This window comes from Vibrio sp. A8-1 (assembly GCF_013048685.1).
GTDB lineage: Bacteria > Pseudomonadota > Gammaproteobacteria > Enterobacterales > Vibrionaceae > Vibrio > Vibrio metschnikovii.
On record NZ_VHTC01000003.1, the window covers coordinates 14020 to 37661 of the forward strand.

Consider the following 23642-nt stretch of genomic DNA (forward strand, 5'->3'; position numbering starts at 1 on the left):
ATGGGATTTATCCTTTTTGGTTGGTGGGAAGAGAGAGCGGGATACGGTACAAGTATTCCGTGTCATGCTCGCCATCAAAGTGGCGAGTCTCATCGAGAAAAGTAGACACTTCACCGCGTTCGCCATGTGCTCGATCCAGCTTTTTAAATAATTTCCAAGAGCCTTGGTTATCACGAGTAATGGTCGTTTCTAACACTCTGATATCGCTCAATTCATCACGAGTCAGCAGCTCATTCAGCATATGGAAAGCCAGACCCATACCTCGCGCAGTGGGACTCACTGCGACTTGCCAAATGAATAACTCATTCGGCTTATCCGGCTTGCTATAGGCTGAAATAAAACCGACCAATTCCTGATTACGCTCGGCTATCACACAAGTGTTTTGAAAGTGGGTAGATTGTAAGAAGTTACAGTAAGCGGAATTTTCATCCAGCGGAGCACACTGTGCTATCAGATCATGGACTCGCTTACCATCCGTTCGGTGTGGAACCCGAAAAGTCCACTCATCCTGAGTGTTTTGCATAATTTCTGGGTATGCAACCCAAGGCGATGCTGTCATCATAGTTTGATACATATTATCCATTAGAACTCTAAACAAGTTTCTTTTATAAACTAACAGTCTCAGCGACTTTTTCAAGCTTGAATTTTACCAAAAAAGCAAAATCACCACTTAAGCCAATGATAAATATACATAAAAAATAATAATAAAAACAAACCCATCACAACAAAAAGATTAGATGTGTAACAATAATGACAGTTTTATGAAGATAGAATGAAGGGGAATATGAGGATAGAACTGGGGCAAGATCACTCAGGCGAACACTCAATATCGCCTGAGTGATCATTCACTTAACAGGGAAGTTTGTCGCAGCGTGCAGCACAAATAAAATCGTTATTGTGCAGTCCATTAATCGCATGAGTCCACCAAGTTAATGTCGTTTTACCCCACTCGACCGTGATTTTAGGATGATGATGCATCGCTTCAGCAAGGTTGGCTACCTGCTCAGAAAACGCCCAAGCCTGCTTGAAGTTATTAAACCGATAGACTTTTTCTAACTGAGGAACACCGTCTCGATGCACCAGTGCCCATCCATCAAGTTCACTCAGTAATGTCTGCTGCTGATCTTGAGTTAAAGCAGTTGCGTTGCTATCACAGGCTTCACAACGTAATTCATCCAACATAGTTTTCTTCCTTTACAGTAAATGGCGCTGGTAGTAAGCCTAGTGCCATGGCTTGTTCAACATAATGCATTAAATCTAATTGACTGAGTGAGTAAAGCTCACCTATCTCTTCCAATACATAATAAACTGGCTGAATATGATCGATTCGATACGGGGTGCGCAGTACTTGCAACAAATCAAATCGTCGATGTTGCGAGTCTGGTTGATCTAGCGCGCAGCGTGTTTCTGCAGGAGAAGAGAGAATACCGCCGCCATAAATTTTGACGTTCCCCTGCTCTTTGACTAAGCCAAACTCAACCGTGAACCAATACAAACGAGCTAAATAAGCCCGTGCTTTAGGAGAAGCACTCTTACCTAATTGACCATATCGATGAGTAAATGCCGCAAAATCAGGGTGCGTTAACATGGCACAGTGACCATAAATTTCATGGAAAAAATCGGGCTCTTGTAAATAATCAAACTCTTGTCGAGATCGTAAAAACGTTGCCGCGGGAAATTTTTTATCGGCCAATAACGCAAAAAAATGATCAAAGCTGATTAAGGCGGGAACGGGGGCAATTTGCCAGCCGGTTTCTCGATCTAAGGTATGATTAAGCTCAGACAGTCGTGGGACTCTGTCCGCTGACAGTGCCAATAAATCCAATCCATCTAAGTAAGGCTGGCAAGCGGTCTCGCTAACAATCGACTGCTGACGAGCGACAAGATCGTGCCACACACAATGCTCTTCTTTGCTCCAATCGATCTCACCGTGTTGATTGAGTGATTTAGCAACGTAACAACTCATGACGGAATCTCCGTAACATTATTATTACATTTAGCGTATTCACGGTTGCTTCAATCTGCCATTCATCTGCAAGGATTGGATTGACTTATCGGTGTAACACTTTATTTACATTCGTTGATGGCATTCCCCCCTATTGAGTATGCCTTAATCTATAATTTTGCTTGTTTATCAATCTTCTTTTTTGACTTTACAGCAATCTATACAACACTTTTGTTATCTAAAATTTGCTAACTTGAGGAAGACATGTCTCACTCTGACCCGATTTGGACACCTAGCCAACAACGTATTCATGCTTCTGAACTGTACCAATTCATGCAACATCTTCATCAACAAGGCTATGCAATGACTCACTATGATGAACTGCATCAATGGTCGGTTCAATCTTCCGAACGGTTCTGGAGTGAAATCTGGCAATATTGTGATGTGATTGGCTTACGTGGAACATTGCTGTCAACTCAAGGCGAGGCACGCTGGCCGCCATTCATGCCGAGTCGAGATACCGTTTGGTTTCCGAATGCTGAGCTGAATTATGCAGAAAATTTACTCGCCTATGCCTATCAACAACCGGAAAATATTGCTCTTTGGTTTCACAATGAGCGTGGCCAGAGTCGCCACTTAACGTGGCAACAACTTTCTGATCAAGTCTGCATGATTCAACAGTGGTTGATACAAAATGGTATCGGTCGAGGGGATGTGGTCGCGGCGTATCTACCTTATATTCCAGAAGCTGTCGTGGCCATGCTCGCGACCACCAGTTTAGGGGCAATCTGGACATCAACTTCCCCGGATTTTGGGGTTAACAGCGTGGTTGAACGCTTTGCACAAGTGGAGCCTAAAATTCTATTTTGCTGCGATGGGTATACCTTTTCAGGTAAAACGTACCAGATGCATGAGCAAAACTCCCAAGTAGTGACGCGATTACCGACGCTCAATAATGTCTGCCAAATTGATTATCTGCAAAAGCGCGCCTATAACCCAAGCATCAATGAGCATTTTTCCCATTGGGCATCCATTCTCGCTAGCTATACACCAAAAGGATTAACCTACCAACGCGTAGCATTTAATGATCCTTTGTTTATTCTTTACTCTTCAGGCACGACTGGACAGCCTAAGTGCATTATTCATTCTGTCGGAGGAACTCTGCTGAATCATCTGAAAGAGCACCAATTACATTGTGATATCCAAGCTAACGATCGGGTGTTTTACTACACGACCTGTGGCTGGATGATGTGGAATTGGCACGTATCAACACTCGCGAGTGGAGCGACCTTAGTGATTTTTGATGGTAGCCCAATCTATCCGAATCCCGATGTTCTCTGGCAGTTGGCTGAGCAATCACAAACAACGCTGTTTGGCACTTCTGCTATTTATCTAGAATCATTGCAAAAATCAGGGTTTTCACCCAACCAACATCATCACCTGGCGGACCTTAAAACGATCTGTTCTACTGGTTCAGTGCTCTATCCTCATCAGTTTGATTATGTTTATCAACATATTAAGTCAGATGTGCATCTCGCTTCGATTTCTGGAGGCACTGATATTTGTGGCTGTTTTGTCTTGGGCAACCCACTCTCACCCGTCTATCGGGGAGAATGCCAAGTTGCGGGGTTAGGCATGGACGTAGCGGCGTTTAACTCGCGGGGAGAAGCGGTCATGCAACAGCGCGGAGAGTTAGTCTGTCGCAACAGTTTCCCCAACCAACCGATTGGTTTTTGGAACGATAACGGCGAGCGCTACCATAATGCTTACTGGGCGAAGTATCCGGATACTTGGCACCATGGTGACGATGTCATGCGCTCAGAACAAGGCGGATTTCTCTTCTATGGCCGAAGTGATACGACACTCAATCCTGGCGGAGTACGCATCGGTACTGCGGAGATTTACCAAGCGCTTAAATCGATTACCGAGATAGCGGATGCGGTCGCCGTCGGCCAAAAGCAGCAAGGCGATGAAATTATTGTTCTTTTTGTTGAGTTGTCACAAGGTGCTTCGCTCAACGATCAACTGATCGAGACCATTAAACAACAATTGCGCACCCAATGTTCACCGAGACATGTACCGAAGAAAATCTACCCTATTTCTAAAGTACCGAGAACGCGCTCCGGTAAATTGGTCGAGTTAGCGGTTAAGCAAATACTCAATGGGCAAACGGTCGACAATCGTCATGCGATTGATCATCCTGAAGTGCTTGATGAGGTGGCGAGTTACGTCAACCCAACCACCTAATCAACCAACGCCGCACTCTACTCACATCGTCAGAGAGACTCAAACCAGACGTGTACGGCTATTTACGTCCTAGCGCAAAAAAGGCGGCTTGTGGTCCATCCGGGGTAGCGATGACAAACGCTTGTGCAACCTCAATGGTCGTAAAGCCTGCTTGGGTAAAAGCTTGTCTGACGTTGAGTTCATGTAGATGGTGATCGGCTAGCGCATTGTCTGCTAACCAATCCCACTGAATAAACAAACCACCTTGGTCTAGTAACGAGTAAATAATCTCGACTACTTGTGGAAAGTCATCAACGTAAGCACACACCGAAGCGGCGACGACAAGATCAAACTGCTTTCGAAAAGCTGGATGTTGAGCCACTAAGCCGCGCGTTAAACTATCGACCACAGGCTCGACATTGGGTAGCTCTTTTTTATCCAGCTCCTCAATCATCGATTCTGAGCTATCCAATGCGACGATAGTTTTCGCTAGGGGGGACATCATCTGACTTAAGAAACCCGTCCCACAGCCATAATCAAGAATATGCTTGCCATCCAAGGACGTTAAGGTCTTCAGTTGCTGAAATACCTGCTGAACAAACATCGTGTTTGTTGTATTGTTTTCCCAATTTTTCGCGAGATTATCCCAGTCGTGTACCATCATGGTCTCCGTATTACGTCTTGTATTCTGGTAATATGCCAAGATTAAACCAAAATAGAGTCAACTTCATAGCGTTAGCGAACAATCTTGGTTAAGAAAATACAATATTCATCGTAATGCTGAGAAAATCGGCAATGTAAAGTAGAAGTTATCAGCCTGATTAACGTCGCTCCCGTTTAATAATGGAACCCTCATGAACCTATCACAAATAGAAGCATTTTGTGCTATCGCCGATGCAGGCTCAGTTTCCGAGGCGGCTCGCCAACTGGAATGTAACCGAACCAAACTGAGTATGGCGGTAAAAGCGCTGGAAAATGAACTTAAGGTTGAGCTATTAGTCCGCAGTGGTAATCAAGTCACATTATCGGAAGCCGGTAAGGCTATCTATAAAGACTGCCAAAGCTTATTAATTACAGCGACCAGAATTAAACGCACCTGCTCGCAGGTGTGTGATGAATTTGCCGCTGAAATGTGGATTGCGCGTGATGACTCTCTGCCTGATGTGTTATGGCAAGATTTGGCTCATTCACTGAATAATTTATTTCCTAATACGTCCTTTAACATCGTCCTTGCCTCGAGTGGTGATCTAGCCAGTTTAGTCGCAACCGAGCAGGTTGACTTCGCGTTTGGTGTCGATTACGAGCGTTTGGACGATCCTCGTATCAGTTACCAGCCACTTGGTAAAATCCGCATGATGTCGGTCTGTAGCGTCAGTCATCCTTTAACTAAACTCAAACGAGTGTCCGATGAAGACTTACGTAAATCGATGCAAGCGGTGATGGTTTACCTCAATGATCAAGATAACTCAAACCTTGAGCCCTTTTCTCGCCGCTATATTGGTTTCTCAAGTTTTGAATATATGCTGGCGACCATATTGACCGAAAGCGCTTGGGGAGTGTTACCTGAGCCATTAATTCGCCATCATCTGCGCGAACAACGTTTAACCGTTATTCGCCACACCTACGGCTTAACTCAAGAAGATTATTGCATGTATACCATCCCTGGTGACGCAGAAAATCCAGCCATGCTTTGGCTAGCTGATAAGCTCAGTGATTACCTATTTGACTTTTAAATAACCAATGGCAGTCAGAGTCAATATTTTTGACAGCAAAAACAGCGCGCAACCTACTGTTTTAAATGGATTTATTTTAAATTCTTGTTTTTTTATTTAGATGTGTAAGTAAATTGAGATTGTAATAGACCGATTTTAAGCCAAAATACGTTTAGTTTTTAAATCGGTAGATGTTTTATGTGTGCTCAAACAAGTTTAAATGAAAATCGTGTCTTAACCTTCTCCGCCCTTATCGCATCAGTATTTGCCCTTGGCGGATTAGTGGTTGGTTTACTTGTAGGGTCATTAGTTATTGTCTTTGATGGAGTCTACTCTCTCATCAGTTTACTGTTAACATTATTGTCGCTGGTCGCTTCACGTTATATACGTAAGCCGTCTGATGCGCAGTTCCCTTTTGGTCGTGCGCTATTTGAACCAGCGGTTATTGTTATCAAAGGCAGCGTGATCTTACTACTCGTCGCCTACTCACTGTATTCTGCGATCGGTGCTTTAATCACTGGCGGTAGAGAAGTCGATGCTTCGATTGCAACCCTTTTTGGTACAGTCAATGTTATCGGCTGTGGCTTAGCATGGTGGTATATGGCAAAACTGAGTAAACGCCACGCTTCAGGCCTGATTGGTGCAGAGGTTAAACAATGGCAAATGGATACATTGCTCAGCCTTGCAGTAACCATCGGCTTTATTGTGGCACTGGGTGTAACTTTTACTCCCTTCGCTCACTATGCGGTCTATGCTGACCCATTGATGATGCTTGCTATGTCGTTTTATTTTTTAAAAGTACCTTTCGGGATGGTGAGAAATGCATTACGCGAAATATTCCTCATGTCACCGAGTAAAGATATTTGTAAGCGCGTTGATCAAAGTATTATCGATGCTTGTAAAGAATCAGAGCAAGATATTGAATTAACCGGAGTGACCAAAGTCGGTCCAGAATTATGGGTAGATGTGGATATCTATCCTGAAGACAACAGCGATGTAATTTTAGTCGATGATATCGAACAAACCAGAAAAACCATCGCTAAGCGTTTATCTGGGTTACCACTGAAACTACAAATTAACGTCAATATCGCGCGTTAATCCCTGCTTATCCTAACCAATAAACCCGCCATTTACGGCGGGTTTATTTTAGGTGCTCGCTTCAATCAGCTTAGGTTTATCACGCGTTAACCACCAACAGAGTAATGAACCCAACGTCACCATTGCAACCCCTTGCCAAAAGCTGGTATCGAGTATCACACCAAGAATTAACGATGAAAAAAGCGTCGATGTCACAGGGGTAAAATAAGAGAGTGTTGCCAATAACAACATATTGCCACGCAAAATAGCGATATTCCATAACGCATAACCACTGCCCATCACCACACCCGTCAGTATCACATTGAAGGTGGCGATTGGGCTAAAGCTCAGTGGTCCTTCTTGGCTTAGCGCGTACTTTATCCATAACACCATCGCTGTAGCGATAAAAAACAGAGCGATAGCATTTTGACCTTTTGCGATTAACTTCGTCACGTTGCAATAGATTGCCCAAATCACCGCCCCCATAAAGGCCAGCCCATAGGTCAAAGGATTACTGGAAATATTATTTACCACATGTGTGATAGAGAATCCGGCGTCTCCCGTTAAAGTCCAAACAACACCGGTAAAGGCCAGACCAACACTCGGATAAAGCCAAACGCTGACTGTTTTTTTACTTAAGATAACCGCTAGTACTACCGTGATCGCTGGCCATAAGTAATTAATCACCGCCATCTCTAAAGCCTGATGACGACTATTGGCCATACCTATCGCTAATGCCAAGCAGATTTCATAGCTGACAAATAACCCTCCTCCTATCAATAAATAGCGAAGAGAAAAATGTTGTCGTTTAGGGACACCAAGCACGAGTATTAAAAAGACAGCGGCAATAGTATAGAGTAAAGCTGCACCACCAATCGGTCCGAAAGCTTCAGCCACAGTGCGCATTAAACCAATCATTGCTCCCCACAATAAAATGGCAGCAATCCCACATCCTGTATAGTTAAAATGGCTCATTCCTGTTCCCTTTTATGCTCATTCGTTAAGCATTAATGACTTCCCAGCTGTGGGTGAGCTCAATACTTTCACCAAGCATTAAACAAACTGAACAGTATTTATTGAGTGAATCTGCCACCACTTGTTCAACAATTTCTGACGATACCTTATTCCCTTCAATCGTAAAATGCAGATTGATATGAGTAAAAAGACGCGGCGCCGTTTCTCGACGCTCAGTGATCAACGATACACGACACCCCGTTACCGCTTGCTGAGCTTGCTTTAAGCCATTAACCACATCTACTGAGCTACACCCCCCAGCGGCCATCAACACCATTTCCATCGGGCTGGGCGCAGAGGAGCCTGCATTACCATCCATTACGATAGAGTGTCCTGACGGTGATTGACCAATAAATCTTAATCCATCAACCCATTGTACTTCTGCTTGCATCGAATAACTCCTGTCTTTAGCCTAGATTGGCCTTGCAAAGTGAATATTATCTTTAAAATAAACGGGGCTTCATCGTGGCGAACCGATGACCACTACGGCAATATATCTAAGCCGATAAAAAAAGCCAGTTCGCTGTACAAAAGAAAACCCCACTAAGCTTACGCCTAGTGGGGTTCAGTTCTTACTCGCAGCAATCCGGCTACTAATCAAGTGCTCCCTGCATCAATTCCTTGATAGTCTGCTATATCCGTTAGCACATTCCGTTTCATCGCCATCCTAGCGGTGTCCCTTACTCTATCATCCTGATAGACGTGCCTTATTCCTTTAAGATGTCCATTAACCATCCGTGATAACCATCCTAGTTATTCGCGTCCTGCTAATGTCCTTTGCTTTCCTTGCCGATGTTTCATCCTGAATCATCGAATCTTCGTCCTGAAGATGACCTATCCTTGGGTCTTTCCTGTTCCGTGTCGGCTTCCTGCTGACAAATTCAGAATACGGCAACACGGTTTTTCAGCAAGGTGGTGAATGAACATGTCTATTCAGCTCAGCAAATCATTACAGTAATAAATCATTAAAAACAATAAGATAAGGGAAATACCACCGCTTTACCCATAACAAAAAACGCACATCTCTCACATTGATTGTAAGAGATCTCTCACAAAGCTTATCGCTAAATCACCCATAGCCGTCTAGCGAGGTGCGATAAAAAACGAGAGTTCAGTCTCACTCTAGTAAAGCCAAGCCTAACCAATCAACGTTTTTCTCGTGTGACGGACGCAAAATTTATCTAGACTAAGCTCTACAAAATCACGATCATGACTGACAAATAACGTTACGTTAAGGAAACCAAGATTATGATTTCAAAATGGGCGCAACGCTTCTATCAAATGGCCGAACTGGTTGGCTCTTGGAGTAAAGATCCGTCTACTCAAGTCGGTGCTGTGATCACCAAACAAAATCGTATTGTCTCTGTCGGCTTTAATGGTTATCCACACGGGATCTCTGACAGTGCAAATACCGACGACCGTGACATGAAATATTTAAAAACATTGCACGCTGAAGAAAACGCGATTCTGTTCGCTAAACGTGATTTGGATGGCTGTGAAATTTATGTCACTCATTTTCCGTGCCCAAATTGCGCAGCAAAAATCATTCAAACTGGTATTTCTGCTGTGCATTGCCCTGAACAGTCTGACGATTTTCTTTCTCGTTGGGGCGACAAAATAAAAGTTAGCCAAGATATGTTTTTACAAGCAGGGGTAAAAGTAAACTGGTTACCTTTAAATGAGCTCAAACCGATCAGCCAGATCCCACCAGCGAATCTCTAATTAATACCACCAGTAACAACTTAAGAGTGCCTTGTCTAGTAACCACCGTTCATTCACAAGCAGGTAGGTAAAAATTAACCTACCTTGTGCTTGCCAATAACCCTAATCAATTAAGGATTATTTTCAGATCGCGAACACATTCAAACCACATGGATTAAATCACGCTCATTAATACGGATTAACCTGCTGAATAAATAGGTATTTTCGATTGAAATCACAAAAATTAAGTAACTCATTTTTCTTTTTCAAACACAACTATGATTTCAATGCATATCCTCACGAAATAAGTGACATTAATTAAAATTGTCAATACCGATTTAACCCTTAAAAACTCCGCTAAAACACCAGAAAGCAGTAGAACTACAGCCTAATATATGGCCATTAATTTTACTAGCAGAATAACCGCTCAAGATTTACAATCCAGACACAATCCAATAACAAGCTAGCTCAATACTAAACACAATACAAATTGTGATGGTTGAGCACGTGATGCTTATCGCTTGCGGTGACATCACGTTTAACCCTACGTGAAAGGTCTTAAGTCAACATGAGCCCAGAAAAACATCGCCTCGATTGGCAAATCAGCCAAACCATCGCTGAATCTATGTCGCCTCTGATTGGCAAACTTTACCGACAAGCAGGTGTAGAAATCTTATTGTTTGGTAAAACGCTGATCAATGCGACCACGATTGACATCATCAAAGCTCATAAAATTGCGAGTCGCTATATCGGAGAATCTTTATCTCTTGAACAAACCATACCTTTGCTCACTTCACTGGCAGAGATGACCCTATCGCCTTGTAAAATCGATATTGGCCAATTAGCACATCGTTATTGGCAACATCATGATGACGCCGATGCTATGCAAGATTACTTGCATACGGCACTTGTTGAAGCCGTGAACGGCGAACCCATGAATCAACCTAAAGATGTTGTGCTTTATGGTTTTGGACGTATTGGCCGTTTATTGGCTCGTTTATTAATAGAAAAAAGTGGTCCGGGTTACCCATTACGCTTACGTGCGATTGTCGTTCGTGGCGGTAAAGACGGAGATTTAGAAAAACGCGCCAATCTATTGAGACGAGATTCCGTCCATGGCCAGTTCAACGGTAGTATTATTATCGATAGTGAACGCAAGGCACTGATTGCCAATGGCAACTATATCCAAATGATCTATGCTGACTCACCGCAAGAGGTCGATTATAGCCACTATGGTATTCACGATGCGCTTGTCGTTGATAACACCGGTGTGTGGCGCGATAGTGAAGGGTTGAGCCGTCATTTAGCTTCTCCAGGTGCGAGTAAGGTTTTGCTCACCGCGCCCGGTAAAGGCGATATTAAAAATGTGGTTTTTGGGGTGAATGAATCGGTGATTACCGCTGACGATACGATTATCTCGGCGGCAAGTTGTACAACGAATGCGATTACGCCAATTCTTAAAGCAATGCACGATCAATATGGTGTCCTATCTGGGCATATTGAAACCGTTCATTCTTATACCAACGATCAAAATTTGATTGATAACTTCCACAAAGGTGAACGTCGTGGCCGATCTGCGTCTCTGAATATGGTGCTGACCTCCACAGGTGCAGCGAAAGCCGTCGCCAAAGCGTTACCCGAGCTAGCAGGAAAATTAACCGGGAATTCGATTCGCGTACCGACACCCAATGTGTCCATGGTGGTTGCTAACTTAAATCTAGCCAAATCCGTCGATAAAGAGTCGTTGAACCACTATTTAAGACAAATTGCAACCCACTCCCCTCTTTCCGCGCAGGTTGACTATACCGACTCAACTGAAATCGTTTCGAGCGATTTAGTCGGTTCACGTCATGCTGGCGTCGTCGATGGTGCTGCGACTATCGCCCAAGACAATCGCTGCGTTTTATATGTCTGGTACGACAACGAATTTGGTTACAGTTGCCAAGTGATCCACTGTATGGAACAAATGATGGGCGTGCGTTACAAAACGTATCCTCAATAATCTTAACTGGCTCCACAACATAATAACAATAAACCGAATGTGCTGAGCGAAAAGCAGCGGAACGAGTTACGACGCTTTTATATTGTTGGATAGCCAATGATGCTCAGGACAGATGGATTAATCCCCCCCATTGCCGCTTATCACGACCGATAGGCGGCTTTTTTATTTTGATCCACTAACGATACTCTGCTCTCGGGTTATGGCTAACTCATATAATTTACAGTTATTAATCAAGGCCAATCAATACATTGATATAACTACAATTCAGGCTTTCGTTGATAGAAAAAAGACAATAAATCAGGAATTATGATTAAGAGATAAGCAAAGCGCAGCGTTATTAATAAGTGAGCACTATACATCACCTCGATTAAGACAATCCCATACAAAAAAGTACACAAACACTGTAGCGGCCTGCTTGGCTGTAGGTAATAATACTTGCTGGATATTATCTGTATTATAGTAGTGGTAATTCGTGTGCGTTTAAAATTAGCCTCGGCAGCTCATGCCCAAAGCCAAAAGCATAAATTGAGAGATATCAGTAAGTTTATTATTAGGTCTTATCTTTATCCTCGTCATTTCCAAAAGATGGTAAACTTATTCCATCATGAGCGTCGGCAACATATTTTTATTCGCCAGCCAAATTATATCATGAAATGTATGATTCCATTTCTACATATTGGTTTAAGTAAAAGTGATGTCATACAGTTGCTCAATGACCACCATTCATGGCTAGAAGCTACTTTTTCTCGTGCCGCTATTCTTAAAATACATACTGATAAATTATATTTAGGCAGTATCAATATTGACGATGAAAATTATCAACTTACTTTAAGCTTCGATGGAAGAATACGTAAAGAAGGTGAATTGGCGTTATCACTAGAAGATAATACAGGCTATGCTTATTATACTTTAGGTTTCACGATTCAAAACAACCTATTATTAATTGGCTGCATGCAAGGTGCCGTTAACGATAATGGTTTCAGCCGAACATTCACTAAAGCTATCCATGGTTTAAGGCCTAAATCCTTTATGGTTGAAGCGGTTCAATTTATCGCTCAATATTTAGATATAAAAACCATCTATGCGGTTAAAAATTCAGCCCATATTTATAATGCCAAGCGATATGGTAAAAAAAGTGATTCCATCAATTTAGACTATGACCAATTATGGCAAGAACACGATGGCGTTGATCACAACCGTTGGTTTTATTCTTTACCCTTATCTGCTAAGCGTCGCGAAATGGGAGAGATAAAGCGTCCGAAACGCAAAATGTACCGTGAGCGATATGCATGGTTAGACGCTTACCAGCAGCAACTTTATGCCTTGTTGCAGCCATCATTACTCTATCCTCATAATCTTAAGATGAGTATTGCTGAACAAGTCGCTTGGCTAACCGATGACTCAACTCAATACCCCATTAGCCAACGTTCATCATAGGGAGGGCGGCACACACTCCCTCGGTGAAACCTCTCATCAACATTAATGCGGTTTGAGTAAGCATCGTTCATGTTTTCTTCATCACAGATGAGGTATGATAAATTGATATCGATTTTGGGAGACAGCTTATGTATCGAGTATTAGTAACCACCTTGACATTAATCTGCGGTTTTTTCGCCTTAATCTTTGGCTTACTGCTCGCGATTCCACTCACCTTGATAGCCATCATTAGCGGCAAGCGGTTAGAAAGGCAGCTAAGACGCCGCCCTTTTCATCAAGCTCACAATAACGAAAGTGAACATGTTATTGAAGGTGAGTTCGAAGAAGTACCACATCGCGAACAACATTCCGAACAACGTAGCGATCACCGTCAATAACATTAAGGTGGCGTCGTACTTCACTGGACGATTTCAACTTACTTCGGTTGCTGTGCCAATACGCGATCAATGTCTTGTGCGTTATGACGCTCAGCTAACTGCTCCCAAGCCTCTCCCCATGTTCGGTTGACAATTCGACCACGTTGCACTGCCGGACGTTCTGCAATGGTTTTCGCCCAACGTTGCACGTGTTGATAAGATTGCACATCCAGAAACTCAGCCGCATTGTAAGCATTACCTAACACTAGATTGCCATACCAAGGCCAAATCGCCACATCAGCAATCGTATATTCTTTACCCGCAATATAAGTCTGTTTGGCCAGTTGTTTGTCTAACACATCCAGTTGACGTTTCGCTTCCATTGCAAATCGATTGATAGGATAAGCAAACTTTTCTGGAGCATAAGCATAAAAGTGACCAAATCCCCCACCCAAATAAGGCGCGGAACCTTGCAACCAAAACAACCAATTCATCACTTCTGTACGTTCGGGCAAAGCTTGTGGTAAAAAATGACCAAATTTTTCCGCAAGATAGAGCAAAATATTGCCCGATTCAAAAACGCGAATCGGCGATGCTAACGAACGATCCATCAATGCAGGGATTTTCGAGTTAGGATTAACCTCAACAAATCCAGATCCGAATTGCTCACCATCACCAATTTTTATCAAAAAGGCATCGTACTCGGCTTGGTGAATACCTAATGCTAATAACTCTTCTAACAAGATAGTGACTTTTTGCCCATTAGGTGTCCCCATAGAGTAAAGTTGGATCGGGTGTTGACCTATCGGTAACACTTGTTCGAAACGAGAACCAGAATCAGGTCGGTTAATACTTGCCCATTGTCCGCCATTTTCACTCTCCATGGTCCAAACCTTAGGGGGTACATATGCTTGTGTCATAACACTCTCCTTGCTTATTATCTTGTCAGTAAATCTTGCCGAAACATCGTTTATACCCAAACGATTTGAAGTTGCAGGTAGGCGGCAAGTGAGAGAATTCCCCATGAGCATAGGCAAACGATGTGATTGGGGTGAACGAACGTAGCCAACACCGCTGCAGCTTCAAGTAGGGAGGGTATACTCATTGTTAATTAACTAAGATATTGGGGCAGTTTCCAAACGTTCAAGCGATGCAGCGATCATCTTGAAATAAATAAGTCTCGCTATTTACTCGGCAACGTGTATAGTGAAGTTGGCTCTTAAAGCAGAGTTGTTAATGTGACATAAAGTGTAAGTTTTTGCTCAGAAAACCATCGATACCCTTCGTTTAGTGCCTGTACAAGTTTACCTTCATCTACCATTCAATTGCTTATCTATCAGCCAACATTAATTTAGTATCATAAAATATAGAGGTAATTATGTCAGGTAAAGTGACAGGTTCAGTAAAATGGTTCAACGAAACTAAAGGTTTCGGTTTTCTTACTCCAGATAACGGTGGAAGTGATGTTTTTGTTCACTTCAACTCAATCGCATCTGAAGGATTCAAAACTCTCGCTGAAGGCCAAAAAGTAAGCTTCAACGTTGAGCAGGGCAAAAAAGGCCCTCAAGCAGAACAAGTAACGGTTCTGTAATAGAATGTTGATGGCGTGATACTTTATCACGCCATTGTTTTATCCATCACTTCCTTCTCCGCTTTGAGAAAAGCTTGCCACTTACGATACCGCACGACCAATATTTCTCGTTGAAATAACACTGAAATAGAGGTGTTAACGATGATGCACGGATTACATTCACTTTTGTGCAACAAATCTAATAACTCGGTTCTTAGGCTGGCCTTTAATCCTCATTAGTGTACTAATAGGAATCATTTTTTAAATGGATGATACCAACATGGCAAAAGCACCAAAAAAAACCAAGACAGCCGCTCCTCAAGCGGACAGCAATGAGAAAATGCCGTTAACTCAGCACCAAACGCGTAAAAAAATTGAAGATATTCTTGAGCAAAGAGCCTTTGAAAAGCAGTATGGTGGATAAGTTACCGATGGCCGACTGCCTTTTAGCAGCTGTCATACGCTAAAAGGCCAACGCTTAAGCACTTTTCTCTTTATGTAATCATCGAGTTAAGCATTATTGATTCATCAATAACCATCTGTATCCAGCTGTTTCATTCATTCTGTACGATATTTTTTGTCTCCAACGCCATATTTGTAATACCATACCTCCCCTTAGAAACTCGCTATTCCCAAGCTACTCGATCTTGTCATCATCAGCCTTGTTCATTATTGCTATTGAACAAACGGATACCAATAATCCGACGTTAACTTCAAGTAGCTAGGGATACCTAATCACTGAGGAAACGGATGAATAACCGACAGCGTATTATTCAACAAACTCATCGCGAAGCATTAGCCGCTCTGATCCTCGCCTTAGGTTACTTTATCTGGTGGTATGTCACGGCTTATGGCTTCTCTGCGCCTTTTGATAATCTTGAATTGCCAGCGCTCTACTTTGGTATGCCGTTGTGGTTTTTGCTGTCTTGTGTGGTAGGCCCAATAGTATTTACTCTGCTCTGCGCGTTAATGGTGGCATTCATTTATCGCGATATTAGTCTTGAACCAGATATGACGGCCCGTGATGAATAATCAACTTCTCTTGCCTCTCATCATTTATTTAGCAGCCGTATTTGCGATTGCTTTTTTTAGCCGGCGTAGAACAACAGATGGCGGCTTTCTCAATGAATACTTTCTTGGTGGGCGCAGCATGGGGGGCTTTGTGCTCGCAATGACGCTTGCTGCCACTTATGCCAGCGCTAGTAGCTTCATTGGCGGGCCAGGTGCCGCTTACAAGCTTGGCTTAGGTTGGGTATTGCTAGCGATGATCCAGTTACCAGCAACCTGGTTAACTCTTGGTATATTAGGCAAAAAGTTTGCAATTGAAGCTCGTCGTCATAATGCTTTAACTCTCAATGATATGTTATACGCTCGCTTCAAAAGTCGCAGTGTGGTCATATTAGCATCGACGTCTTTATTACTGGCATTTTTTGGTACGATGGTCGTACAATTTGTCGGTGGAGCACGCCTATTACAAACGGTTACTGGGCTCTCTTATCAACATGGTTTAATGCTGTTTGCTTTTACTGTTGGTCTTTATACAACAATCGGCGGGTTTCGTGCGGTAGTAATGACCGATACCGTGCAAGGGATCATGATGTTAATCGGAACTTTTGTGTTGTTAGCAGGGGTTATCCACGCTGGCGGTAGCCTTGGTACACTAGTCACGGAACTGCATCGTATTGATCCTGCGTTAATTACCCCCTACGGCCCCGATCAATTCCTCAGTCAGCCATTTATGTTGAGCTTTTGGATACTGGTTTGCTTTGGTGTGATTGGGTTACCCCATGCCGCCGTTCGTTGTATGTCTTATAAAGACAGTCAATCGTTACACAAAGGTATAATCTTAAGCACCATCATGATGGCTTTGTTGATGTTTGGCACCCATTTATCGGGAGCATTAGGGCGCGCTATCGTGCCGGATCTTACTAGCCCAGATCAAATCATGCCGACCTTAATGATCACCGTTCTTCCGCCTTTATTGGCAGGGATTTTCCTCGCCGGCCCCATGGCGGCGATTATGTCGAGTATTGATTCACAGCTAATCCAAGCCTCGGCGACATTATTAAAAGATCTCTATCTTAACTATATTAATCCCAGACTCATCGATGAGCCGCAGGCAGAAAGTAAGATGACTCGCTTATCTTTGTGGGTGACGATGATTTTTGCTTTGTTAGTTTTTTTTGCTGCAACCAATCCACCGGAGATGATTGTCTGGCTTAACTTAATGGCACTCGGAGGCTTACAAGCGGTATTTCTCTGGCCTTTGGTGCTCGGTTTATATTGGAAAAAGTCTTCATCGACAGGCGCATTGAGTTCAATGATCGTTGGGCTTTCCACCTACACGAGTTTAATGTGGTTAAAACCTGATTTAGCGGGCATCCATCCCATCGTCCCGACCCTACTGTGTGGATTACTCAGTTTTATTATGATGAGTTATCTAAAACCGGATACAAGGCAACAGCTTAAAGAAAGTATGGTTGAGCGTTAAGTGAAGCCCGGTAATTTGCTGCCGTAACAGCAAACTGTCGACCTAAGCGAGTCGAGTTTCACTATGTTCTTGTGAGGTGGGACTTTTGTCAGAAAGATACGAGTTATCAGTAATGGTGTTTCAATCCACGCGCCTGCGGGAGACGCGACGACCTGCTTCAAACTTGTCGTGGATACTTAATCGTTTCAATCCACGCGCCTGCGGGAGACGCGACGCATTCTTAGCTACCCCTTATGATTTAATGGAAGTTTCAATCCACGCGCCTGCGGGAGACGCGACAATTGCTGAGGCTGAGCATCAACACCGTTTGAACGTTTCAATCCACGCGCCTGCGGGAGACGCGACTAAAGCGGATGGTTTGGCAGCAGAGCTGGGAACGGTTTCAATCCACGCGCCTGCGGGAGACGCGACAAACTTGACCGGATATGCTGATTACGTTACTTCGTTTCAATCCACGCGCCTGCGGGAGACGCGACGTGGCATATGGTAACTTGGTTGGATTATTAATCGTTTCAATCCACGCGCCTGCGGGAGACGCGACTCAGGCATTGGCGCTATCAGGACTAGATAGTAAGGTTTCAATCCACGCGCCTGCGGGAGACGCGACCAAAAAAAAGGGCGGATAGTCCTAGGTCAATGTGTTTCAATCCACGCGCCTGCGGGAGACGCGACTTCATTAGTCGTCGTCTTGCCTTTTGCTATTTTTGTTTCAATCCACGCGCCTGCGGGAGACGCGACATCTGTTAATGGCGTCTCAGTTAGAATTGACAATGTTTCAATCCACGCGCCTGCGGGAGACGCGACTTCTGAGAAAGTTGAACAACTGCAAGCGAACACAGTTTCAATCCACGCGCCTGCGGGAGACGCGACCGGCCAAAGCGAATCAACTTGTTATTGCTTGGGTGTTTCAATCCACGCGCCTGCGGGAGACGCGACGCTTTTCAGACAAAAACGTGCCATCTGCTTTGCGGTTTCAATCCACGCGCCTGCGGGAGACGCGACTTATGTTGTCCCACATATCAAACCAGTTTTTAGAGTTTCAATCCACGCGCCTGCGGGAGACGCGACCACGGTTTAATGATACATTATTTTGTGGAGTTAGTTTCAATCCACGCGCCTGCGGGAGACGCGACGTCTCGATATCCGTCATGTTAACCTCAAAATGTGTTTCAATCCACGCGCCTGCGGGAGACGCGACGATCGCCATCACCTGTTGAACCTGCATCCTCGTGTTTCAATCCACGCGCCTGCGGGAGACGCGACTGCTCACGCATTGCTTTTGCCATGTCGTAATCTTTGTTTCAATCCACGCGCCTGCGGGAGACGCGACGTCTGGCGTATCTTCAACAATCAAGCCGAACTCAGTTTCAATCCACGCGCCTGCGGGAGACGCGACCTGGTTTTTCCAAAGTTTCCCCATCTCGCGGTTGTTTCAATCCACGCGCCTGCGGGAGACGCGACTTTTTCAAGATTGGCATTAGCAATAAAGTAAAAAGTTTCAATCCACGCGCCTGCGGGAGACGCGACGAAAATAGATATGACTACACTGATGTTCATAAAACGTTTCAATCCACGCGCCTGCGGGAGACGCGACCGTGATATGCGTAGCTTGTTGCACTAGTAGGATTGTTTCAATCCACGCGCCTGCGGGAGACGCGACCTTCATCGCGCATAATGGCGGCGAGTTCTTGCTGGTTTCAATCCACGCGCCTGCGGGAGACGCGACAATTGCATTGCTCGATCTCATCATCGACAAAGCAGTTTCAATCCACGCGCCTGCGGGAGACGCGACGGCGTTGTAATTGACGCTAAGTTGAAGTTAATTTGTTTCAATCCACGCGCCTGCGGGAGACGCGACAAATAACCAAAAGACATTGATGAAAGCTGAGCCGTTTCAATCCACGCGCCTGCGGGAGACGCGACAGCGCATCATTCGTTCGCATTTAAATTGCGAAAGTTTCAATCCACGCGCCTGCGGGAGACGCGACGGTTATCGGATTTACGCAACCCATAAGCTGCTAAGTTTCAATCCACGCGCCTGCGGGAGACGCGACCTCTTCGTTCGCCGCCGCTGCGCTGTCTATAGCGGTTTCAATCCACGCGCCTGCGGGAGACGCGACCGGTTCGTGCTTACATGGCTGCTGAGGCTGGTCAGTTTCAATCCACGCGCCTGCGGGAGACGCGACGCAAGAGGTTTCGACGCCTCATTCGCAATACTAGTTTCAATCCACGCGCCTGCGGGAGACGCGACGTTGCTGCGCTAAGGGCTAAATTTCCTCAGCAAGTTTCAATCCACGCGCCTGCGGGAGACGCGACGTATTGATTAAAGCACACACTAATCAATACCATGTTTCAATCCACGCGCCTGCGGGAGACGCGACGGCTTATAAGTGGCTTACAGCTAAGCTATTCAAAGTTTCAATCCACGCGCCTGCGGGAGACGCGACCACGATCAACAAACGACTATTATGAGCGACATAGTTTCAATCCACGCGCCTGCGGGAGACGCGACCTGTTGCATGGTAAAACTGGGTCAACTTTGATTGTTTCAATCCACGCGCCTGCGGGAGACGCGACCGGGGTGAGTTGGTCAGCATTACTGCAAGGTTTGTTTCAATCCACGCGCCTGCGGGAGACGCGACGTAGCTTGCTGACCAATTTCAGGCCAAGCCTTACGTTTCAATCCACGCGCCTGCGGGAGACGCGACATAGCTTCGTGAAAGATCTTGGCTTTATCAGTGAGTTTCAATCCACGCGCCTGCGGGAGACGCGACAAGCAGAACAAAGTTTTAACCAAAGCATTGCTTGTTTCAATCCACGCGCCTGCGGGAGACGCGACCAAATCAGGGCGAATAGATTTGACCTTATCCTTGTTTCAATCCACGCGCCTGCGGGAGACGCGACAAATCCAAAGCCCTGCCAGTGCTTGTTGCTACCGGTTTCAATCCACGCGCCTGCGGGAGACGCGACTGTTTAAGAATCCGATCGTATCGGCCATGACCAAGTTTCAATCCACGCGCCTGCGGGAGACGCGACTCAAGAGCGTATAACTGAATTGAAGTCGGATAGAGTTTCAATCCACGCGCCTGCGGGAGACGCGACTGAAAAACCGAGTGGTTTACGATACAACTACCGGTTTCAATCCACGCGCCTGCGGGAGACGCGACCCATTTTGTACACCGTGATTTTGCACCACTCTGGTTTCAATCCACGCGCCTGCGGGAGACGCGACCTTTATTAGCGCCGACCATAATCACATCTTTATCTGTTTCAATCCACGCGCCTGCGGGAGACGCGACATTATCAAAATAAAATAAAACCCCATTCGATGTTGTTTCAATCCACGCGCCTGCGGGAGACGCGACTTGGCCATGTGTTTATGTTCGTTATAATAATCAGTTTCAATCCACGCGCCTGCGGGAGACGCGACGCCGCCACTTGTGAAGCTGCGCTTTGTCATCATGTTTCAATCCACGCGCCTGCGGGAGACGCGACAAAGCGGATCGATAATATTGTATATCGCTCTGTGTTTCAATCCACGCGCCTGCGGGAGACGCGACCTTATATTCACACTCACATTGAACTGCAGAAAAAAGTTTCAATCCACGCGCCTGCGGGAGACGCGACCGATTAGATGATTGCTTTGTTTACGTCATATCTGTTTCAATCCACGCGCCTGCGGGAGACGCGACTATCCAGATGACATTTTCAATGTTTCGGCAATCTCGTTTCAATCCACGCGCCTGCGGGAGACGCGACACCTTGATCACAATTTTGATTGCAATCAAATAGGTTTCAATCCACGCGCCTGCGGGAGACGCGACACAGGTCGTATTGTGACTTACGAATTGAACCCAGTTTCAATCCACGCGCCTGCGGGAGACGCGACAATGAACGCTGGACAACTTCAAGAGATTTTTAGGGTTTCAATCCACGCGCCTGCGGGAGACGCGACACATTGTTATTTTTCGTCTGCGTCAGGCTGGCATGTTTCAATCCACGCGCCTGCGGGAGACGCGACAAAGCAGAGTAATAACGCACGCTGCTATCACCTGTTTCAATCCACGCGCCTGCGGGAGACGCGACTACGGACGCGTTCATCTTTGCTCGTTACCCACTGTTTCAATCCACGCGCCTGCGGGAGACGCGACTTTTCGGAACGATTGACTTGTTGATTTCTTGATGTTTCAATCCACGCGCCTGCGGGAGACGCGACCTGGCTAAAAGGTGACGAAGAAACGCGAAACTCGGTTTCAATCCACGCGCCTGCGGGAGACGCGACGGGGAAATATGCCGAAAGCCGCTGGATACGCCGGTTTCAATCCACGCGCCTGCGGGAGACGCGACCTTACTGCCATCGAACACTGGGGAACCCAGCCCGGTTTCAATCCACGCGCCTGCGGGAGACGCGACTTAACTTCGCCAAACACGCTGTAAAAGCCGTCTGGTTTCAATCCACGCGCCTGCGGGAGACGCGACGCATGTCCGTGTACAAACAGCTTAGCGGGTAGCGGTTTCAATCCACGCGCCTGCGGGAGACGCGACCACGGCCACTTTGCCTGCTGCTGTAACTACAGTGTTTCAATCCACGCGCCTGCGGGAGACGCGACGCTTATTCATCAAACCCAAACGCTGGTATGCTTGTTTCAATCCACGCGCCTGCGGGAGACGCGACAAAATAGATATGACTACACTGATGTTCATAAAAGGTTTCAATCCACGCGCCTGCGGGAGACGCGACCTTCAGTGCGCTAGACAAATTAATGACAGTGCTGACGGTTTCAATCCACGCGCCTGCGGGAGACGCGACTTGGGGGTCGTCTCGCTTCCCTTCAACACGCCAGTTTCAATCCACGCGCCTGCGGGAGACGCGACGCTTAATGAGTCTGAATCTTGCCGCCGACGGAAATGTTTCAATCCACGCGCCTGCGGGAGACGCGACAGAGTTTCGCATATTTGAGCCAATCAATGGCGCGTTTCAATCCACGCGCCTGCGGGAGACGCGACAGATTTCAGTCTCTACAGGTCTCTTTTTGTCCTTGTTTCAATCCACGCGCCTGCGGGAGACGCGACTAAGCATGAGCACTTGCGAGAGCTGGCGGTTTATGTTTCAATCCACGCGCCTGCGGGAGACGCGACGCCATTACTGCAGCATGGTTGTAATCGCTCTCTGTTTCAATCCACGCGCCTGCGGGAGACGCGACTTGTAAACCTACTTGCCGAATCATCACGAGCCGGTTTCAATCCACGCGCCTGCGGGAGACGCGACGCGCTAAATCCTAAAGCGTCTGACTTTGCAAGCGTTTCAATCCACGCGCCTGCGGGAGACGCGACCAAAGCGCCTAGAATCAATCCTAAGCGCCTTTAACTGTTTCAATCCACGCGCCTGCGGGAGACGCGACATGAGCTTTATTGCGAAAGCCTGATTGGCGAAGATGTTTCAATCCACGCGCCTGCGGGAGACGCGACCCCGTCAATTTATTGGGCTATCCAGAGCTTGCGAGTTTCAATCCACGCGCCTGCGGGAGACGCGACGCGCTTTACCACTCTAGCTCAAGAGCGACAAGTAGTTTCAATCCACGCGCCTGCGGGAGACGCGACACGCTGAGAAGTGCGGTATTCTGACGGCTCAACTTGGTTTCAATCCACGCGCCTGCGGGAGACGCGACCAAAAGCGGGCGATTTACTCACTAATGGGCATCATGTTTCAATCCACGCGCCTGCGGGAGACGCGACGAGCTAAAAAAGCTGGATAACGATGAGCGGATTCAGTTTCAATCCACGCGCCTGCGGGAGACGCGACGGGACACCAAACGTCAGTTGCCGGAGGTCGCTCCTGTTTCAATCCACGCGCCTGCGGGAGACGCGACCGACGCTCATCGGAAGGTGTTGGAGAGTCCATGTGTTTCAATCCACGCGCCTGCGGGAGACGCGACAGTTGGTAATACCATGTGAGCTTCATCGATGACGTTTCAATCCACGCGCCTGCGGGAGACGCGACGGGCGACAGGTTTAGCTAAGCATCCAGAGGCGCAGTTTCAATCCACGCGCCTGCGGGAGACGCGACTAGTAGTGAACATAAATGCAGCGCGTATAAACGTGTTTCAATCC

The 23642-nt window shown here is 45.9% G+C and carries 18 protein-coding genes and 1 CRISPR repeat array (1 of these 19 running past the window's edge); of the genes, 11 read left to right on the forward strand and 7 right to left on the reverse strand.

Annotated elements, in window-relative coordinates:
* Positions 1–7: 7 nt before the first annotated feature.
* The 3 genes from ectA to phhA form a co-directional block, all read right to left on the reverse strand.
* A complete protein-coding gene (gene ectA / locus FKN93_RS02175; RefSeq protein ID WP_170904442.1) occupies positions 8–562 on the reverse strand; it encodes a diaminobutyrate acetyltransferase in 555 nt (184 codons plus the stop codon).
* 287 nt (positions 563–849) lie between these two features.
* Positions 850–1182 carry a 4a-hydroxytetrahydrobiopterin dehydratase gene (locus FKN93_RS02180; RefSeq protein WP_154170946.1) on the reverse strand — a complete coding sequence of 111 codons (333 nt, stop codon included), beginning with the start codon at positions 1180–1182 and terminating at the stop codon, positions 850–852.
* Positions 1172–1966: a phenylalanine 4-monooxygenase gene (gene phhA / locus FKN93_RS02185; protein WP_170904363.1), complete on the reverse strand. Its 795-nt coding sequence runs from the start codon at positions 1964–1966 to the stop codon at positions 1172–1174. The genes FKN93_RS02180 and phhA overlap by 11 nt, the downstream gene beginning before the upstream one ends.
* A 243-nt stretch (positions 1967–2209) precedes the next feature.
* Between phhA and FKN93_RS02190 the strand changes: the two genes are divergently transcribed.
* Positions 2210–4192 (forward strand): acetoacetate--CoA ligase, encoded by a 1983-nt coding sequence (locus tag FKN93_RS02190; protein ID WP_170904364.1) that lies wholly within the window; start codon positions 2210–2212, stop codon positions 4190–4192.
* 58 nt (positions 4193–4250) lie between these two features.
* On the opposite strand, the gene FKN93_RS02195 is transcribed toward FKN93_RS02190, so the two are convergent.
* Positions 4251–4832: a methyltransferase gene (locus FKN93_RS02195; RefSeq protein WP_170904443.1), complete on the reverse strand. Its 582-nt coding sequence runs from the start codon at positions 4830–4832 to the stop codon at positions 4251–4253.
* Between the two features lie 193 nt (positions 4833–5025).
* Between FKN93_RS02195 and FKN93_RS02200 the strand changes: the two genes are divergently transcribed.
* Both FKN93_RS02200 and FKN93_RS02205 read left to right on the forward strand, forming a co-directional pair.
* On the forward strand, positions 5026–5904 hold the full coding sequence (locus FKN93_RS02200; protein WP_004397076.1) for a LysR family transcriptional regulator: 879 nt from the start codon (positions 5026–5028) through the stop codon (positions 5902–5904).
* A 177-nt stretch (positions 5905–6081) separates the two neighbouring features.
* Entirely contained in the window at positions 6082–6981 is a 900-nt protein-coding gene (locus FKN93_RS02205; RefSeq protein WP_158137047.1) for a cation diffusion facilitator family transporter, read from the forward strand.
* 48 nt (positions 6982–7029) lie between these two features.
* Here FKN93_RS02205 and yddG read toward each other — a convergent pair whose 3' ends face one another.
* Complete coding sequence (gene yddG, locus FKN93_RS02210; RefSeq protein WP_170904365.1) at positions 7030–7935, reverse strand: aromatic amino acid DMT transporter YddG; 906 nt, start codon at positions 7933–7935, stop codon at positions 7030–7032.
* Positions 7936–7960: 25 nt separating this feature from the next.
* A complete protein-coding gene (locus FKN93_RS02215; protein ID WP_110167371.1) occupies positions 7961–8365 on the reverse strand; it encodes an OsmC family protein in 405 nt (134 codons plus the stop codon).
* Between the two features lie 857 nt (positions 8366–9222).
* On the opposite strand from FKN93_RS02215, the gene FKN93_RS02220 reads away from it, so the two are divergent.
* The 4 genes from FKN93_RS02220 to FKN93_RS02235 all read left to right on the forward strand — a co-directional run bounded on the left by FKN93_RS02220 (position 9223) and on the right by FKN93_RS02235 (position 13491).
* A complete protein-coding gene (locus tag FKN93_RS02220) occupies positions 9223–9696 on the forward strand; it encodes a cytidine/deoxycytidylate deaminase family protein (protein ID WP_004397071.1) in 474 nt (157 codons plus the stop codon).
* A 547-nt stretch (positions 9697–10243) separates the two neighbouring features.
* Positions 10244–11677, forward strand: a complete 1434-nt coding sequence (locus FKN93_RS02225; RefSeq protein ID WP_170904366.1) for a glyceraldehyde-3-phosphate dehydrogenase — start codon at positions 10244–10246, stop codon at positions 11675–11677.
* A gap of 435 nt (positions 11678–12112) precedes the next feature.
* Positions 12113–13114: a VirK/YbjX family protein gene (locus tag FKN93_RS02230; RefSeq protein ID WP_249374145.1), complete on the forward strand. Its 1002-nt coding sequence runs from the start codon at positions 12113–12115 to the stop codon at positions 13112–13114.
* Between the two features lie 128 nt (positions 13115–13242).
* The gene (locus tag FKN93_RS02235; protein ID WP_072670654.1) at positions 13243–13491 is read left to right on the forward strand and encodes a hypothetical protein; all 249 of its coding nucleotides are present in this window, start codon (positions 13243–13245) and stop codon (positions 13489–13491) included.
* 38 nt (positions 13492–13529) lie between these two features.
* Here FKN93_RS02235 and yghU read toward each other — a convergent pair whose 3' ends face one another.
* Positions 13530–14390, reverse strand: coding sequence for a glutathione-dependent disulfide-bond oxidoreductase (gene yghU, locus FKN93_RS02240; protein ID WP_170904367.1), 861 nt, complete (start codon positions 14388–14390; stop codon positions 13530–13532).
* Positions 14391–14848: 458 nt separating this feature from the next.
* On the opposite strand from yghU, the gene FKN93_RS02245 reads away from it, so the two are divergent.
* From FKN93_RS02245 to panF, 4 genes are all read left to right on the forward strand, one after another.
* The gene (locus tag FKN93_RS02245; RefSeq protein ID WP_004397054.1) at positions 14849–15061 is read left to right on the forward strand and encodes a cold-shock protein; all 213 of its coding nucleotides are present in this window, start codon (positions 14849–14851) and stop codon (positions 15059–15061) included.
* A 244-nt stretch (positions 15062–15305) separates the two neighbouring features.
* Positions 15306–15464, forward strand: coding sequence for a hypothetical protein (locus FKN93_RS02250; RefSeq protein ID WP_004397053.1), 159 nt, complete (start codon positions 15306–15308; stop codon positions 15462–15464).
* A gap of 326 nt (positions 15465–15790) precedes the next feature.
* Positions 15791–16072 carry a YhdT family protein gene (locus tag FKN93_RS02255; protein WP_170904368.1) on the forward strand — a complete coding sequence of 94 codons (282 nt, stop codon included), beginning with the start codon at positions 15791–15793 and terminating at the stop codon, positions 16070–16072.
* Positions 16065–17531 carry a sodium/pantothenate symporter gene (panF, locus tag FKN93_RS02260; RefSeq protein WP_170904369.1) on the forward strand — a complete coding sequence of 489 codons (1467 nt, stop codon included), beginning with the start codon at positions 16065–16067 and terminating at the stop codon, positions 17529–17531. Before FKN93_RS02255 ends, panF begins: the two co-directional genes overlap by 8 nt.
* Before the next feature lie 117 nt (positions 17532–17648).
* A CRISPR array of direct repeats spans positions 17649–23642; the repeat unit is 32 nt; unit sequence GTTTCAATCCACGCGCCTGCGGGAGACGCGAC (it continues 682 nt past the right edge of the window).

What these genes read in the sequence shown, in the direction of transcription:
- FKN93_RS02180 (WP_154170946.1), bottom strand. Translation starts at nt 1,182, where the DNA reads ATGTTGGATGAATTACGTTGTGAAGCCTGTGATAGCAACGCAACTGCT.
- FKN93_RS02205 (WP_158137047.1), top strand. Translation starts at nt 6,082, where the DNA reads ATGTGTGCTCAAACAAGTTTAAATGAAAATCGTGTCTTAACCTTCTCC.
- yghU (WP_170904367.1), bottom strand. Translation starts at nt 14,390, where the DNA reads ATGACACAAGCATATGTACCCCCTAAGGTTTGGACCATGGAGAGTGAA.
- FKN93_RS02220 (WP_004397071.1), top strand. Translation starts at nt 9,223, where the DNA reads ATGATTTCAAAATGGGCGCAACGCTTCTATCAAATGGCCGAACTGGTT.
- FKN93_RS02245 (WP_004397054.1), top strand. Translation starts at nt 14,849, where the DNA reads ATGTCAGGTAAAGTGACAGGTTCAGTAAAATGGTTCAACGAAACTAAA.
- FKN93_RS02200 (WP_004397076.1), top strand. Translation starts at nt 5,026, where the DNA reads ATGAACCTATCACAAATAGAAGCATTTTGTGCTATCGCCGATGCAGGC.
- ectA (WP_170904442.1), bottom strand. Translation starts at nt 562, where the DNA reads ATGATGACAGCATCGCCTTGGGTTGCATACCCAGAAATTATGCAAAAC.
- FKN93_RS02215 (WP_110167371.1), bottom strand. Translation starts at nt 8,365, where the DNA reads ATGCAAGCAGAAGTACAATGGGTTGATGGATTAAGATTTATTGGTCAA.
- FKN93_RS02225 (WP_170904366.1), top strand. Translation starts at nt 10,244, where the DNA reads ATGAGCCCAGAAAAACATCGCCTCGATTGGCAAATCAGCCAAACCATC.
- FKN93_RS02250 (WP_004397053.1), top strand. Translation starts at nt 15,306, where the DNA reads ATGGATGATACCAACATGGCAAAAGCACCAAAAAAAACCAAGACAGCC.
- FKN93_RS02255 (WP_170904368.1), top strand. Translation starts at nt 15,791, where the DNA reads ATGAATAACCGACAGCGTATTATTCAACAAACTCATCGCGAAGCATTA.
- phhA (WP_170904363.1), bottom strand. Translation starts at nt 1,966, where the DNA reads ATGAGTTGTTACGTTGCTAAATCACTCAATCAACACGGTGAGATCGAT.
- yddG (WP_170904365.1), bottom strand. Translation starts at nt 7,935, where the DNA reads ATGAGCCATTTTAACTATACAGGATGTGGGATTGCTGCCATTTTATTG.
- panF (WP_170904369.1), top strand. Translation starts at nt 16,065, where the DNA reads ATGAATAATCAACTTCTCTTGCCTCTCATCATTTATTTAGCAGCCGTA.
- FKN93_RS02190 (WP_170904364.1), top strand. Translation starts at nt 2,210, where the DNA reads ATGTCTCACTCTGACCCGATTTGGACACCTAGCCAACAACGTATTCAT.
- FKN93_RS02235 (WP_072670654.1), top strand. Translation starts at nt 13,243, where the DNA reads ATGTATCGAGTATTAGTAACCACCTTGACATTAATCTGCGGTTTTTTC.
- FKN93_RS02195 (WP_170904443.1), bottom strand. Translation starts at nt 4,832, where the DNA reads ATGGTACACGACTGGGATAATCTCGCGAAAAATTGGGAAAACAATACA.